Origin of the sequence: Lactococcus sp. SK2-659, from assembly GCF_020218185.2 — a bacterium.
In the GTDB taxonomy this organism is placed as follows: domain Bacteria; phylum Bacillota; class Bacilli; order Lactobacillales; family Streptococcaceae; genus Lactococcus; species Lactococcus lactis.
The window spans coordinates 1,127,896-1,142,905 of the sequence record NZ_JAIWQZ020000001.1 but is presented as its reverse complement, the minus strand read 5'-3'; the positions used below and the strand labels follow the sequence as shown (position 1 = coordinate 1,142,905).

The window sequence follows — 15,010 nt, the reverse complement described above, 5'->3', positions numbered from 1 at the left end:
GGTTTAAATGGATAATTTAAGATATAAAAGTGTCTTTGACATCATTGGTCCAGTGATGATTGGACCTTCAAGCTCGCACACAGCTGGTGCTGCTCGAATTGGTAAAATTGTACGTTCTATTTTCGGTGAACTTCCAGAAAAATTGGAGATTCATCTTTATGAATCTTTTGCTAAAACCTATCGGGGTCATGGAACAGATGTTGCTCTTGTTGCAGGTGTTTTAGGAATGGATACAGATGATGAACGTCTGCCAATGGCGCCTCAGATTGCTTTTGAACAAGGAATGGAAATTTCTTATGTTCCACATCCAGAAGAAAAAGCAGAACATCCCAATACCGCACGTTTAATCGCCAAAAAAGGAGATCGAACAATGACCGTGACTGGAATTTCAATCGGTGGTGGAATGATTCAAGTAACGGAATTGAATGGCTTTGATATCGCAATTTCAGCTGGTGTTCCGACATTTGTGGTCATTCATGAAGACGTTCCAGGGATGATTGCTAGAGTTTCTAGTGTCCTTTCAGAACATCAAATTAATATCGCACAAATGAATGTAACCAGAGAAGCTAAGGGTGAAAAAGCGATTATGATTTTAGAAGTTGATACACCAAATGTTAAGGAAGTAATTGAGGAAATGAAACTTATTCCTCGTTTGCACGCCGTTAATTTCTTTAATTAAAAGCAGTATAGGAATAAATATGTTTAAAAATATAGAAGAATTAATCGAGGATTCTAAAAATTATTCCTCGGTCACAGAATTAATGATTGCCATTGAAATGGAACAAACTGGACGAAATCGTGAACAAATTTGGGAAATGATGGAACATAACCTAGAAACGATGCTTGATTCTGTTAAAAAGGGGCTTGCTGGTAAAAAATCACTTACAGGTCTTACTGGTGGCGATGCAAAGTTGATGGATGATTATATTAAATCAGGCAAAGCACTTTCGGGTGAGCTCATCTTAGGAGCAGCTCGTGATGCGGTTGCCGTCAATGAAGTGAATGCCCAAATGGGGCTCATTTGTGCGACACCAACTGCCGGATCAGCCGGCTGTTTGCCAGGTGTTTTAACTTCGGCTATTAAAACTTTAGACTTGAGTCATGAACAGCAAGTGGAATTTTTATTTGTAGCAGGAGCCTTTGGACTTGCGATTGCAAATAATGCAACGATTTCTGGAGCAGAGGGTGGTTGCCAAGCAGAGGTCGGTTCTGCTTCGGCAATGGCATCAGCTGCACTCGTTTTAGCTGCTGGTGGCTCTGCAGAACAAGCAGGCTATGCGATTGCTATTGTCTTGCAAAACATGTTAGGCTTAATTTGTGACCCTGTTGCTGGTTTGGTTGAAATCCCTTGTGTTCACCGTAATGCAATGGGGGCGTCACAAGCAATGATTTCAGCTGATATGGCTTTGGCAGGGGTTAAAACAGTGATTCCAGTTGATGAGGTGGTCAATACCATGTATAATGTGGGACGGTCTCTACCAGCTGCTTTTAGAGAAACAGCTGAGGGTGGTTTGGCCCAAACACCCACTGGACGTAAAATTATGGAAGAATTATTTGGTTAAGATTAAACTTAAAAATTCGAATGATAAAATTCGAATTTTATTTTTTAGGTTGAATACTTGACTTTTAGTGTTTACACGTGTAAACTTATCTTATGAAAATGAATAGGGAAAGGAGAAAAAATGAACGAAGTAGAATTTAATGTATCAAATGCCGAATTAATCGTTATGCGTGTAATTTGGTCTCTGGGAGAAGCGCGAGTTGATGAAATTTATGCGCAAATCCCCCAAGAATTAGAATGGTCATTGGCCACTGTTAAGACTTTACTTGGTCGACTGGTAAAAAAAGAAATGCTTTCTACCGAAAAAGAAGGAAGAAAATTTGTTTATCGTCCATTGATGGAAGAATGTACGGCTATAAATTTAATGGCCGATGGTCTGATCCAAAAAGTTTGTGAAACGAAACATGTCAATGTTTTGCAAGAGATGATTGAAAAATCGACTTTGACGGCAAAGGATATTGAACTTTTGCAAGAATCACTTAATGCCAAAGAAGTGGTAGGACAAAAACATTGTAATTGCTTAGAAACAAGTGGACTTTGTGCTTGTAAACATGAACATGAGCAGATATCTGCTTAAAAAGGAGAATATAAAATGAAAGAAACTTTAAAAATTGAGGGAATGACTTGTGACCACTGTGTAATGCATGTGACAAATGCTTTGGAAGCTATTGATGGTGTTGAAAAAGCAAAAGTCTCTTTGAAAAAAAATGAAGCACTAGTTAAATTTTCTGCCCCAGCAGATATGGATAAAATGGCTGTTGCCGTTGCAGAGGCTGGTTATAAAGTAATTTAAAAAACACTTCGTTTGTGAATTGAATTTAAATTTGCTAGAATGAAATTGGTAAAGCAAACCCCAAATATTGTTTTACTAAATAATAACAGGTCATCTTCATTCCCCAAATGAAGATGATTTTTTCTTGACTTTTTTCGTTTACAATTGTAAACTATATTTAGAGATAAAATATAGAGGAGGTAAAAATGCGGAGTCAATCATTTGTAATTACAGGAATGACCTGTGCAAATTGTGTAAATACAGTTTCAAAAACATTGAATCAGTCAGATAAAATTATGGAAGCAACGGTAAATTTGGCGACTGAGAAAGCCAAAATTGTTGCTGACGATAATATTTCTGACCAAGAAATTATTAACTTAGTGGAAAAAGCGGGTTATGGAGCCATTGTTAATGACAAAGCTCATCAGGAAAAAATTGCACGTCAAGCTGCAAAAAAAGCAAGAAATTTGGCTTTGTCTTTTTGGATTGCTTTAATTTTGACTTTACCTTTAGTAGTTGCAATGTTTGCTGATATCTTTGGAGTACATGCAAATTGGGTCATGTTTTTACATGAACCAATCGTACAATTGATTTTGGCAACTCCAGTACAATTCGTTATTGGTTGGCGCTTTTATGTTGGAGCTTATCATGCTTTGCGAAATAAATCGGCAAATATGGATGTTTTAGTGGCTTTAGGAACTTCGGTTGCTTACTTTTCGAGTTTGATTTTGGCTATTTTTATGAGCCAAGCGAATGCTTTGAATTTTGAATCATCGATGGTAATTATCACTTTGGTGGTCATGGGTAAACTTTTAGAACATAATGCAAAAGAGAAAACAACGCAAGCAATTACTGGATTAATGTCTAGTCGAGCAACTTTTGTTCATACGGAATCGACTGATTTAGCGATTGAAGAAGTTCAAATGGGACAAGTGATTCGCATTTTGCCAGGGGAGAAAGTGCCTTTGGATGCGATGATTCTTTCTGGCAAAGCATCCTTTGATGAATCTATTTTGACAGGTGAAGCCTTACCTGTTGTAAAAATGGATGATGAAGTCATTTTTGAAGGAACAATAAATTTAGATGGTGAAGTTAAAGCAGTTGTTGTTCATGATTTAAATGATTCAACAATTTCAAGAATGGTTGAAATGATGAGTGAAGCACAAGGCTCAAAACCAAACATTCAAAAATTAGCTGACAAGATTTCAGGGATTTTTGTGCCAGTTGTGTTAGTTATTGCTCTGATAACTTTCATTGCGACTTGGGCTGTCAGTGGAATTTTACTGACAGCAATCATGCATTCAGTAGCAGTTTTGGTCATTGCATGTCCTTGTGCGCTTGGTTTAGCTACACCAACTGCCATTATTTCTGGGACTGGTTTGGCTGCTAAAAATGGTTTGTTGATTAAAAATGCCAATGCTTTGGAACTTGCCGGATTAGTTAAAACAGTATTTTTTGATAAAACTGGGACCATTACAACAGGTGAATTTGAACTGACAGATTTTAAATTACTGACAGAAAGTGAAAAAGTTACTGACAGCTTTAATTCTATTGAAGAAAAAATGGCAAGTGATGAGTTTAAATTATTGGCTAGTCTAGAAGCTCACTCTAATCACCCTTTGGCTAAATCTCTTAAATTTCAAGGTGATTTATATGAACTGACAGATTTATCAGAACTTGCGGGTCGTGGACTTTCTGCTAAAATTAATGGTCAGGAATATTTTGCTGGCAATGATAAATTAATGACAGACTTAAATCTGTCAGTCCCAGAAACAGATGATACGGTCATTTATTTGGCAAATAAGGAAAAATTATTAGCGATGGCTGTTTTTAGTTCAAGTCTAAAGGATGATGCGCTTAAGACAATTCAGACCTTGCAAAAACGTGGTCTAAAGACTGTTATGTTGACAGGAGATAATGAAAATTCGGCAGCAAAAATTCAAAAACTTGTTCATTTAGATGAAGTTAAAAGTGGTTTAAGACCTGAAGAAAAAGCAGAAATTGTGCAAAATAGCCCAAATTCAATGATGGTTGGTGATGGAATCAATGATGCTATTGCTTTAGCGTCAGCGACCGTCGGGCTGGCAATGGCAACTGGGTCAGATATAGCTATGGAAGCTGGTGATGTGACTGTTACTAGCGGTCAACTTCATAAAATTTCCACTTTCTTTGAAGTAGCTAAAAAAACAATTTCCAAAATTAAGCAAAATTATTTTTGGGCTTTCGTTTATAATGTCATTGGCATTCCGCTTGCAGCTTTTGGATTACTCAATCCAATGCTCGCTGCAGCGGCAATGAGTTTATCATCAGTTTCTGTTATTTTGAATTCCTTACTTTTGACAAAAACAAAAATAAAAAACGTTGGATAATCAACGTTTTTTTGTTTAGAATTTACTGATAGAATTTTTTAAAGACAATCTGCCTTATTTTTTATACAATTCTGGGTCAAGCAAGCCACCTTTTTTGAAATTGACTTCAAAATGTTTGGTCTTTAAAGAATAGGAAACAGGGATGCTGACAGCAACTAGGATTCCGAGCGTAAAGGGGATAATTGATTTAGCTTTCATTTTTTGTTCCTCCAGATTTTTTAGGTTTATTAGTAAAATAGTTGTAACCAATAAATAACAGAATTCCTAAAATAAAGCAAATGATTCCTTCTTTTAGTCCATTAGGGAAGAATTTTAGTTCAAGACGATGACTGCCAGTAGGAACGCTAACTTTCATAAAACCAGATTGAGCTTTACTGACAGCCACTTTTTTTCCATCAACTTTTGCTGACCAGCCTTTATCATAAGGAATTGTCAAGAAAATATCGCCCTTTTCTTTTTCCGTATAAGTCATGCGAACCCCGTTTTTAATCATTTCTGTTTTAGGACTACGAGATTGTAGAAGAGCCATTTCTTTTTGGTAAGCTGTAGTGTCCAGACGCCAGAATGAAGTGGTATCAAAAGTAACTTGTGAATTTTCAGGAAATGCTAAGGTCACTTTTAGCTTAGTTTCCTTACTGAAACTTCCTAAATTCAAGAAGGAGCCAGTATCATTTGTACCAACGTAATAACTATTGAGAGAACGTGTCATTTTTGGATTGGAAACATCAGAAATAGTAATCAATGTATTCTCAGCATTACTATTTAGATAAGTAATATTGGGAACAGATAAATAAATTTGACTATTTGCCGCCACGGTAATTCCGTAGGTAACTGAAACATCAGTAGCTGTAGAAGTTTTTGGACGAGTCAGAGTAACAGAATTGCCAGCACCCGTGATTTTATCAGCAGTTTCTTCACTGGTCGTGTAAAATGGAGTAAAGAATGTAGTTTTCGATTTTGTCAAAGCGTTAACTAAAGCTGTTTGATTATTAATAAAGCTGCTAGCTTGAGCTTTATCAGTGAATTTAGCATCTTCAAATCCATTGGGAACGAAGACACCAAGACCCATCGCATTTGAGTTTTTGCTCAAATTACTGAGAGCATTGGAAACTGGTGAAAATCCAAATTTTGGAGGTTGAGCTTGGCTTATATTATATTTAATTCCAAAAATCGAATCCATCAGTAATGTATTCCCAGGATAACGTAAATTCAAATAAGTACTGTCAGTGTGAAATCCTAATTGACGCATGATTGAACTGGCGTTGCTGTTACGAACAGATGAAAATTGGGAAAGTGCATTAAAATTGTACTTCATGCCATCATTTGCTGTATCAGGAACAGTGTTATCCATTCTGGCAAAACCAGAACCAGTAAGCTCATTCACCTTTTTGGCAATCGGTTCTATAGAATTCACTTGGGTATTATAGTAATCACGACTGGCAAAATTCCACTCTTTTTGTATTCCTTGAACCTGATAAAGGGCATTAACACCAGCTTCAACAGTCATGAAAACAAAGAGGATAATAACAAATAGATGAGCTGAAATCCATTTCCTAACAGAATTAATAGACAAGATTAAATAAGCAAGACCAAACAAGAAAGTCAACATAACTTGAGAAGTCATTACATATTTATAGTGTCCAAAAATTAAAGTAGCAAGAAAACCTGTAATTAGAAAAAGACTAATAGTCAAAATATGCCAAGTCTTTATTTCCTCCCAGCGAGATAGAGTTTCTAAAGCCATTAAAACAAGAAACAAACTAAATAAGAAAGCATAGCGGTGCAAGAACATATTTGGTGAATGCATCCCTTGCCATAGTAAATCTAAAGCTTGAAGATAAAATGAAGCAACAAAGAAAGCAATGATTCCTAGAAAGGCAAATTTACTTCTGAGACGAATACTTTTAGTGAAAAAGAAGAGAATAGCCAAAGCTGAAGGCATCATTCCAACATAAATCATTGGAATGGCATTGAATTGAGTAGTATCATAAGTGCCAACAAAATTCTTAGCGAAAAGGTCAAAAAGATGAGAATTTTCTGTAAAGACACCTGACAAAGTTGAAAGAGCATCGGAATTATTAGACTTCAAATCAAGATACATGGGTAAGAGCATGATTAGGCTGGACAGACCAGCTAAAGCAGAAGAAACCACAAAATCAAGCACTTTTGTCCAAGACCATTTTTCGTAAGTCATCCGTGCCAAGAAATAGAGCACTAAGAAAATAGCCACCATAAAGCCAAAATAATAATTTTGGATAAATAGAATCAATAAACTAACGAAATAAAGCCAGCGTTTTCGTTCATCCATTAAGCGATGAAGTCCCCAAATAATTAGAGGCAAGAGAATGAAAACATCTAACCACATCGTAATTTCAAGCTGTGAGGTTAAAAAACTCATCAGTGCGAAAGCTGTACTTATTGACAAAACAATCAATTTAGAAAGTTTTTGATACATGTTTTTGAAACTGACAAATGCTGATAGACCAATCAAGCCAAATTTTAGTATGGTCAGTAAATATAAAGCATCAGGCATTGATTTTACATCAAAGAAAAATGTAAGGGGCATGAGAAAACTTCCCATGTAGTAAGCCGAAAAAGCATAAAGATTGAGGCCGAGACCACTGGTAAAAGTATATAAGAAACCAGAAGAACCGCCCGAATGTAAAATATTACGATAGAGAGAATGAATGGCGACATACTGATGATATGCATCCCCAGCCAAAATTGACCGTGAACTCCCCCAATAAATCCCAGTCATTGCAAGAACGATAACCATTAATAATAATGGAATAAAAAAACTTGCAAGAAGTGCCCATTTATTTTTCTTGATAAATTTCATATTTCTATTATACCAAAGATACAAAAATCAAACTTATATTAAGTGTATTAAAAAAATACTGACAAGCCTGTCAGTACTTTTTATCTAAACGATTTCTAATCTCGTCAGCAATTTCTTCTAATGCTTCAATTCCATTGACTTGCGGGATTTTATAACCAATAAAATAAGGAGAAGTAATAAAGCGAGGAACAATTTTACAAATATATTTATCATCGAAATGATGGAAAAAGAGATTATAAGAATCACAACGCCCATTCATATAGTCTGTCATTAAATAAGAGGTAATCCCATGAACATTGTCAGCCAATTTTTCAACATTTTCAAGTTCAGAAATAATAACATTAAATTCCACAAAGCCCATAATAGGTCGAGTAGACAAAGTGACAGTCAGACCATTTTTTTTGATTTCGACTCCTTCAAAATTTTCTTTTGCAATTTGAGCATAGCCGTCAGTTTCTTCTAAGCCAACGACTTGCAAATGAGGGTGGCGCAATGTTCCACCGGAGCGAGGACCGAAATTTTTGAACATCAAAACGGATTGATATTTGCCAGATTGAATCATTTCATCCCAACATTCAAAAGCAAAAGAAAAAACCTCACGATTTTCTTCCACACCATAAGTAGAAATATCACCTAAATGTTCATCAGACTCAATAATCACAGTCATCATTGAATTTTTGAGTGTTGGAAATTTATTTTTTAACCAAATTTTATGGTCAGAAGTTTTTAAAATACCTGTTAGATTTTCCACATCACAAAAAGGACAAAGAACTTCCTTAGGTACGACTGTTTCATTACGTTTTTTTGTTCCAATAGCTGTATTGAAAACTAAAGGATTTTCACTATGTTTAATCATTATGACATTATACCACTTTTTTTGACTACTTTTTTTATTCAAAGGCTAGTTTTTACTTAGGCAATGTGTTATAATATTCCAGTTACCTATTAATGTTCAGCCTTCAACTGCAACATTTACAAAAGTCAGCCTTCAACTGATATTTTGTCTAACTTGAAAAGAAAAAATTTACTGACGAAATCGTCTAGTTTTTTTCGTCAGCAATTTTATTTCTTTTCAAAATCAAAATAGAAAGAGATGGTGAAAAATTAATGGATAACACAAATACTCAACTTATGTCTGGTAAGAGTCCAGCACAAACACGTGTCGTTGTCGGAATGTCCGGTGGTGTCGATAGCTCAGTCACAGCTTTGCTTCTTAAAGAACAAGGTTATGATGTTATTGGCGTCTTCATGAAAAACTGGGATGATACCGACGAAAATGGTGTCTGTACAGCCACTGAAGACTACAAAGATGTAGCTGCAGTAGCTGATCAAATTGGCGTTCCTTATTACTCAGTCAATTTTGAAAAAGAATACTGGGACCGTGTTTTTGAATACTTCCTCGCTGAATATCGCGCTGGACGTACCCCAAATCCTGATGTCATGTGTAATAAGGAAATTAAATTTAAAGCTTTCCTAGATTATGCTATGGAATTAGGAGCAGACTACGTCGCAACAGGTCATTATGCCCAAGTTCGTACAGATGAAAATGGTATCGTTCATATGTTACGTGGCGCGGACAACAACAAAGACCAAACTTATTTCTTAAGTCAATTGACCCAAGAACAACTCAAGAAAACAATGTTCCCATTGGGACATTTGGAAAAGCCTGAAGTACGTAAGATTGCTGAAAAAGCAGGACTTGCAACTGCTAAGAAGAAAGATTCAACAGGAATCTGCTTCATTGGTGAAAAGAATTTCAAAAAGTTCCTTGGAGAATATTTACCAGCTCAACCAGGTAAAATGATGACACTTGACGGTATCGAAATGGGAAATCACGCCGGTTTGATGTATTATACAATCGGTCAACGTGGTGGTCTTGGTATCGGTGGACAACACGGCCAATTAACAAGTGACCCATGGTTTGTTGTTGGTAAAGACTTAACTACTAATACCCTTTATGTTGGACAAGGTTTCCATCATGAACACCTTTATTCAACAAGTCTTGACGCAAGCGATTTGAGCTTTACCAGAGAAATGCCAGAAACTTTTGACCTTCACTGTACAGCAAAATTCCGTTATCGCCAAGAAGATACAGGAGTAACTATTCATGTTAACGGTGATAAAGTAACCGTTGATTTCGACGAACCTGTTCGAGCAATTACTCCCGGACAAGCTGTTGTTTTCTATGATGGAGAAGAATGTCTTGGTGGTGCGATGATTGACGTAGCCTACAAAGCACAAAAAGTAATGCAATATCAATAAAATATTGACCTGTCAAAGTTTTGACAGGTTTTTTTGAACAAAAAAAGAAACGGTTTTCATAACTTGTTGATAATATTTCTGTACATAATAAAATACTTATAACTTTTTAATATAAATCGAGAAAAATGCTTTCCCTAAGCGATTTTTTATGGTATAATGTTTTGTAAGGCTGTGTACCAGCCAAATTGTTGGAGGAATTTTTTTTACAAATGAACGAATTTGAAACATTATTAAACAGCGTTGAAGACGTTAAAGTACGTGACGTCGTTAAGGGTGAAATCCTTTCAGTTGAAAACGGGCAAGCAACTGTTGCCATCGTAGGAACTGGTGTTGAGGGTGTCCTTACACTTCGCGAAATCACTAACGATAAAGATGCTGATATCAATACATTCGTTAAACCTGGAGATGTTCTTGATTTGCTTGTTATCAAACAAATCGTTGGTAAAGAAGCCGAAGGTGCAAACGTATATCTCCTTTCATTGAAACGTCTTGAAGCTCGTAAAGCTTGGACTCAATTGGAAGGCAAAGAAGGCGAAATCGTAACAGTTAAAGTTACTAAAGACGTTAAAGGCGGACTTTCAGTAGACTATAACGGTGTTCGTGGATTTATCCCTGCATCTATGATTGACACTTACTTTGTTAAAGATACTAAGAAATTTGTTGGCGAAGAAATCGAAGCTAAAATTATCGAAGTTAACGCTTCAGAAAACCGCTTCATCCTTAGCCGTCGTGCAGTTGTTGAAGCTGAAGCAATCGAAATGCGTAAAGAAGCTTTTGCACAACTTCAAGAAGGCGATATCGTTGAAGGTACAGTTTCACGCGTAACTAACTTCGGTGCATTCGTTGACCTTGGTGGTATTGACGGATTGGTTCACGTTTCTGAACTTTCACATAGCCGTATCAAACGTCCATCAGACGCAGTAAAACCTGGCGATGTTGTTAACGTTAAGATTTTGAAACTCGACCCAGAAGCTGGACGTCTTTCACTTTCACTTAAAGCTACACAACCTGGACCATGGGAACAAGTTGAAGAAAAAGCACCAGTTGGATCAACTGTTGAAGGAACTGTTAAACGTTTGACAGACTTCGGTGCCTTTGTTGAACTTTATCCAGGTGTTGAAGGACTTGTTCACGTTTCACAAATTTCATGGGAACGTGTTGAAAATCCAAAAGATGTTCTTAAAGTTGGTCAAGTTGTGAACGTAAAAGTTCTTGACGTGAAACCTGCTGAAGAACGTATCTCACTTTCAATCAAAGCGCTTGAAGAAGCTCCAGCTCGTCCAGCTCGTAACAACGACAACGACGGTGAAAAACGTGATCGCAAACCACGCGCACCACGTAAAGCAGCTAAACCTTCATACGATTTGCCTGAAACACAAGAAGGCTTCTCACTTGCTGATTTCCTCGGGGAAGACTTCGATATTAACGATTTGTAAGAAAAATTCAAAAATATCCTCTAAAAGACCCGCTGGGTCTTTTTTTGTTTAGAAATGTATCAGATTAATCATTTGAGATAAATGGGAAATTCACAGAAATCTAACATAAAAATGAGTAGTTCTCTTGGAAAACTTTTTTTATAATAAGTATGTAAAAGTAAAGGAGAACTACAATATGAAAACAAAAAATTCATTCCGGACATGGAAGTCTGGTAAAACATGGCTTTATTCATCATTAGTCTTGGGAACTTTACTCCTGAGTTCAGGGATATCAGCCAATCAAATAAAAGTTCTGGCTGATACAACAGGAACGCAAGGTAGTCAGATGACTTCAACTTCAGAGATAACCGCAGGACTTCAAGCAAATATTAATGCCACAACTACTGTTACTGCAGCACAATTGGCTAATGCAACAGCTCCAGGTCCATTTACAGCTGGAGTAAATCAGGTTATTCCTTTTGAAGCTTTTGGAGGGGACGGAATGTTGACTCGTCTCTTACTTAATTCCGCAAGTAAAGCACCATGGTCGGACAATGGAACAGCTAAAAATGCAGCTTTATCGCCAATTTCAGGACTTGAATCTGGAAAATATTTCTATGAAGTTGATTTAGCCGGTACAAATGGGGCAACAGGCCAAAATTTACTTGATGTATTACGTGCTAATGGAACAAAGAGTTATGAAGCAACAGTCAAAGTTTATGCCGCTAATACTTCAGGAACGGCAGACACAAGTAAAACGGTTGCTACAAAAATGGTACAAGTTAATTTGACTGGTTTGACTGATAATATTAATACTACAACTACAGTATCGGCATCAGAATTAACCAATGCAAAAGTGCCAGGTCCATTTACAGCAGGAGTAAATCAGGTTATTCCTTTTGAAGCTTTTGGAGGGGACGGAATGTTGACTCGTCTCTTACTTAATTCCGCAAGTAAAGCACCATGGTCGGATAATGGAACAGCAAAAAATCCTGCCCTATCACCAATTTCAGGTCTTGAATCTGGAAAATATTTCTATGAAGTTGATTTAGCCGGTACAAATGGAGCAACAGGTCAAAATTTACTTGATTTATTACGTGCAAATGGAACAAAGAGTTATGATGCAACGGTTAAAATTTATGCAGCCAATGCTTCAGGCACGGCGAATACAAGCAAAACAGTTGCTACAAAAATGATACATGTAAACTTAACTAAACAACAAAGCACGATTTCTAGTCAATCTGTCTATCGTTTGTACAATAAAGTGAGTGGAGAGCATCTCTATACCACAAGTAATTATGAGTATAACTCACTCAACACAATGAACAGTGGTTGGTTAGGAGAAGGAGTAGCTTGGAAAGCACCAAAATCTGGCAATAATGTATATAGAGTTTATAATCCAAACTCAGGTGAACACCTTTATACGGAATCAGCATATGAAATGAATAGCCTAGTGCATCAAAACGGTTGGAAATCAGAAGGAGTTGCTTTCTATTCTGATTCAAATAGTGGAAAACCAGTTTATCGTCTCTACAATCCTAATGCAAAACTGGGAGCCCATTTCTTGACGATGAGTTCCTATGAACGAGATAGTTTGGTTAAAGCGGGTTGGAAATCAGAAGGAATTGCATTTTATGCGACAAAATAGTTTAAGATATAGACTTGTTTAGTTTTAGGAAAAGACTTAAAAATATTTTTTAAGTCTTTTATGCTATGAAGATGAAATGTAATGTCAGAAAATTGATATTTTTTAATATTTTTTGATATACTGTGAATATGGAACAACGAATACTAATAATTGAAGATGAAGAAAGTCTCTCTAATTTATTAAAGACTGAACTTTCCTTTGAAGGATATGAAATTAACACTGCAGCTGATGGAATTTCAGGATTAAAAATTTTTGAACAAGAACAATTGGATCTGGTTATACTTGACTGGATGATTCCAAAACTTGATGGTCTTGAAGTTTTACGACGTATGAAAAAAATTAATAAAGAAGTTCCAGTAATATTTGTAACTGCGAGAGACTATGTGGGAGATAAAGTTGCAGGTTTGGATGCAGGGGCTGATGATTACTTAACAAAACCCTTTAGCATTGAGGAGCTCATGGCTCGGTTGCGAGTGATTTTTAGAAAACATACACAACCAACGCAATATGCTTATGGTGAGATTTCTCTTAGTCAGAGTGAACATATTGTTAAATATGGTGGAAAACCGATTAATTTAAGCCAGAGAGAGTTTGCTCTATTACTTTTTTTATTTGAACATCAGGGGGAGATTATCTCAAGGGATGATATCCTTGATGAAGTTTGGGGAATGAACTTTGGTGGTCAGCTAAATACTGTGGATACTTACATACGCTATTTACGAAAAAAATTAGATAAAAATATGATAGAAACAATAAGAGGTTTAGGATATAGACTTAAAAAAAATAAATAATAATAAAAAAAAGAAAATATATACAAATGAATTATTAATTAGAAGAATTTTTCAGCGCATCTTTCTTTTATTATTAACGTTTAGTGGGTTGACCTTTATTACTTATAGCTTGTTTCAAGTAAGTGATAGAGAGACAAGTGCTATTATGACAGGAATGAAAAATGTTTCGGACCTTAGTGACATGAACTTTCAAGATATAAGTGGCTTCCATGAGGAAGATAATTTTATTCGTGTAAGTTCAGAATCGAAAAAAACAATAATGAGCAAAGGAACTGATAGTTTTTTAGAAAATCGGACTTTTCATTTTGGTAAAATTACGGTATCAAATGGAAAATTATATGATACTGTTTATAAAAAAGAAAAAGGAATCACCTATGAAATTTGGCTTTCTCTTCAGGATATATTTGAAGAAGGTGAAACCTTATTGACAAGTGCCTTTGTTATTCTACTTTTAAATTATTTGATTGGTTTACTACTAATACGTCATTATTCCAAGAAAATAAATGGGCCAATTCAAAAATTGGCTTTTGAGGCAAGTCAGAATAATAATTTATTGGAAGTTCCTGATTCACCAATGGAAATAAGAGAACTTGCAATAAATTTTAATGACTTAGTTGAAAGATTACAAGAGAAAATTGAATCTGAAAAAGAATTTACGACAAATTTATCCCATGAATTAAGAACACCTGTAATGGCAATTTCTGGCTATATTTCATTGCTCAAAAGAAGAAGAGTTGAGCATCCAGAAATTGTTGAAAATGCACTGGATTATTTGGAAAAAGAATCGGAGAGACTGAAAAAACTAATAGAAGATTTTTTAACTTTATCAAGAAATGGACAGATTGATTATCAAGAAGAGATTTTCACAATTGAGAGTTTACTCTTAGAAGTTAAGGCCACTTTTGAATTTGATTCGTCTAACGAGATAGATATTGAAGGAGGTGGAGAGCTATACATTAAAACGAGTAAATTTGCTCTTCGAGAAATTTTGACCATTTTAATTGAAAATGCAATAAAATATTCGCCAGATAGAACAAGAGTTTTTATTAAATATAATAAAAAAGAAATTCAAATTATTGATGAAGGAGTTGGGATTACTGATAGTGAAAAAACAAAAGTCTTCAATCGTTTTTATCAAGTAGATAAATCAAGGGGAAGCCATACTGGAAATGGTATTGGCTTAGCAATAGCTCAACAATATGCAGAAATAATAAAAGCTAAAATTTTCATTACTGACAATCTTCCAGAAGGTTCAATCTTTCATATTAATTTTGAAGATGAAAGTGGAGTTAGCTAATGATTTAAAAAGGTCTATTTAGATCTTTTTTTGTACATAAAGTCAGTCAAGTCGAC

The 15,010-nt window shown here is 35.6% G+C and carries 13 protein-coding genes; 10 read left to right on the top strand and 3 right to left on the bottom strand.

Annotated elements, in window-relative coordinates:
• Positions 1-7 precede the first annotated feature (7 nt).
• The 5 genes from sdaAB (at position 8) to LDP15_RS05340 (ending at position 4,702) form a co-directional block, all read left to right on the top strand.
• Positions 8-679, top strand: coding sequence for an L-serine ammonia-lyase, iron-sulfur-dependent subunit beta (gene sdaAB, locus LDP15_RS05360; protein WP_015426136.1), 672 nt, complete (start codon positions 8-10; stop codon positions 677-679).
• A 19-nt stretch (positions 680-698) separates the two neighbouring features.
• Complete coding sequence (gene sdaAA, locus LDP15_RS05355) at positions 699-1,562, top strand: L-serine ammonia-lyase, iron-sulfur-dependent, subunit alpha (protein WP_012897488.1); 864 nt, start codon at positions 699-701, stop codon at positions 1,560-1,562.
• 120 nt (positions 1,563-1,682) lie between these two features.
• Positions 1,683-2,138: a CopY/TcrY family copper transport repressor gene (locus LDP15_RS05350; RefSeq protein WP_003132584.1), complete on the top strand. Its 456-nt coding sequence runs from the start codon at positions 1,683-1,685 to the stop codon at positions 2,136-2,138.
• Between the two features lie 15 nt (positions 2,139-2,153).
• On the top strand, positions 2,154-2,354 hold the full coding sequence (locus LDP15_RS05345; protein WP_003132585.1) for a heavy-metal-associated domain-containing protein: 201 nt from the start codon (positions 2,154-2,156) through the stop codon (positions 2,352-2,354).
• Between the two features lie 185 nt (positions 2,355-2,539).
• Positions 2,540-4,702 (top strand): heavy metal translocating P-type ATPase, encoded by a 2,163-nt coding sequence (locus LDP15_RS05340; RefSeq protein ID WP_015426137.1) that lies wholly within the window; start codon positions 2,540-2,542, stop codon positions 4,700-4,702.
• A gap of 54 nt (positions 4,703-4,756) precedes the next feature.
• Here the strand turns inward: LDP15_RS05340 and LDP15_RS05335 are convergent, their stop codons facing one another.
• The 3 genes from LDP15_RS05335 to LDP15_RS05325 form a co-directional block, all read right to left on the bottom strand.
• Positions 4,757-4,900: a hypothetical protein gene (locus LDP15_RS05335; protein WP_003132587.1), complete on the bottom strand. Its 144-nt coding sequence runs from the start codon at positions 4,898-4,900 to the stop codon at positions 4,757-4,759.
• On the bottom strand, positions 4,890-7,541 hold the full coding sequence (locus LDP15_RS05330) for a YfhO family protein (protein ID WP_015426138.1): 2,652 nt from the start codon (positions 7,539-7,541) through the stop codon (positions 4,890-4,892). Before LDP15_RS05330 ends, LDP15_RS05335 begins: the two co-directional genes overlap by 11 nt.
• Positions 7,542-7,611: 70 nt before the next feature.
• Positions 7,612-8,397, bottom strand: coding sequence for a DUF4931 domain-containing protein (locus LDP15_RS05325; protein ID WP_010905582.1), 786 nt, complete (start codon positions 8,395-8,397; stop codon positions 7,612-7,614).
• Between the two features lie 275 nt (positions 8,398-8,672).
• On the opposite strand from LDP15_RS05325, the gene mnmA reads away from it, so the two are divergent.
• The 5 genes from mnmA (at position 8,673) to LDP15_RS05300 (ending at position 14,954) form a co-directional block, all read left to right on the top strand.
• Positions 8,673-9,803: a tRNA 2-thiouridine(34) synthase MnmA gene (gene mnmA, locus LDP15_RS05320; RefSeq protein WP_003132592.1), complete on the top strand. Its 1,131-nt coding sequence runs from the start codon at positions 8,673-8,675 to the stop codon at positions 9,801-9,803.
• Between the two features lie 209 nt (positions 9,804-10,012).
• Entirely contained in the window at positions 10,013-11,239 is a 1,227-nt protein-coding gene (gene rpsA / locus LDP15_RS05315) for a 30S ribosomal protein S1 (protein WP_003132594.1), read from the top strand.
• Positions 11,240-11,414: 175 nt separating this feature from the next.
• Positions 11,415-12,866 carry an SSURE domain-containing protein gene (locus LDP15_RS05310; RefSeq protein ID WP_136122541.1) on the top strand — a complete coding sequence of 484 codons (1,452 nt, stop codon included), beginning with the start codon at positions 11,415-11,417 and terminating at the stop codon, positions 12,864-12,866.
• Positions 12,867-12,994: 128 nt separating this feature from the next.
• Positions 12,995-13,657, top strand: coding sequence for a response regulator transcription factor (locus LDP15_RS05305; protein WP_042230203.1), 663 nt, complete (start codon positions 12,995-12,997; stop codon positions 13,655-13,657).
• 145 nt (positions 13,658-13,802) lie between these two features.
• The gene (locus tag LDP15_RS05300) at positions 13,803-14,954 is read left to right on the top strand and encodes a cell wall metabolism sensor histidine kinase WalK (RefSeq protein WP_015426141.1); all 1,152 of its coding nucleotides are present in this window, start codon (positions 13,803-13,805) and stop codon (positions 14,952-14,954) included.
• Positions 14,955-15,010 lie beyond the last annotated feature (56 nt).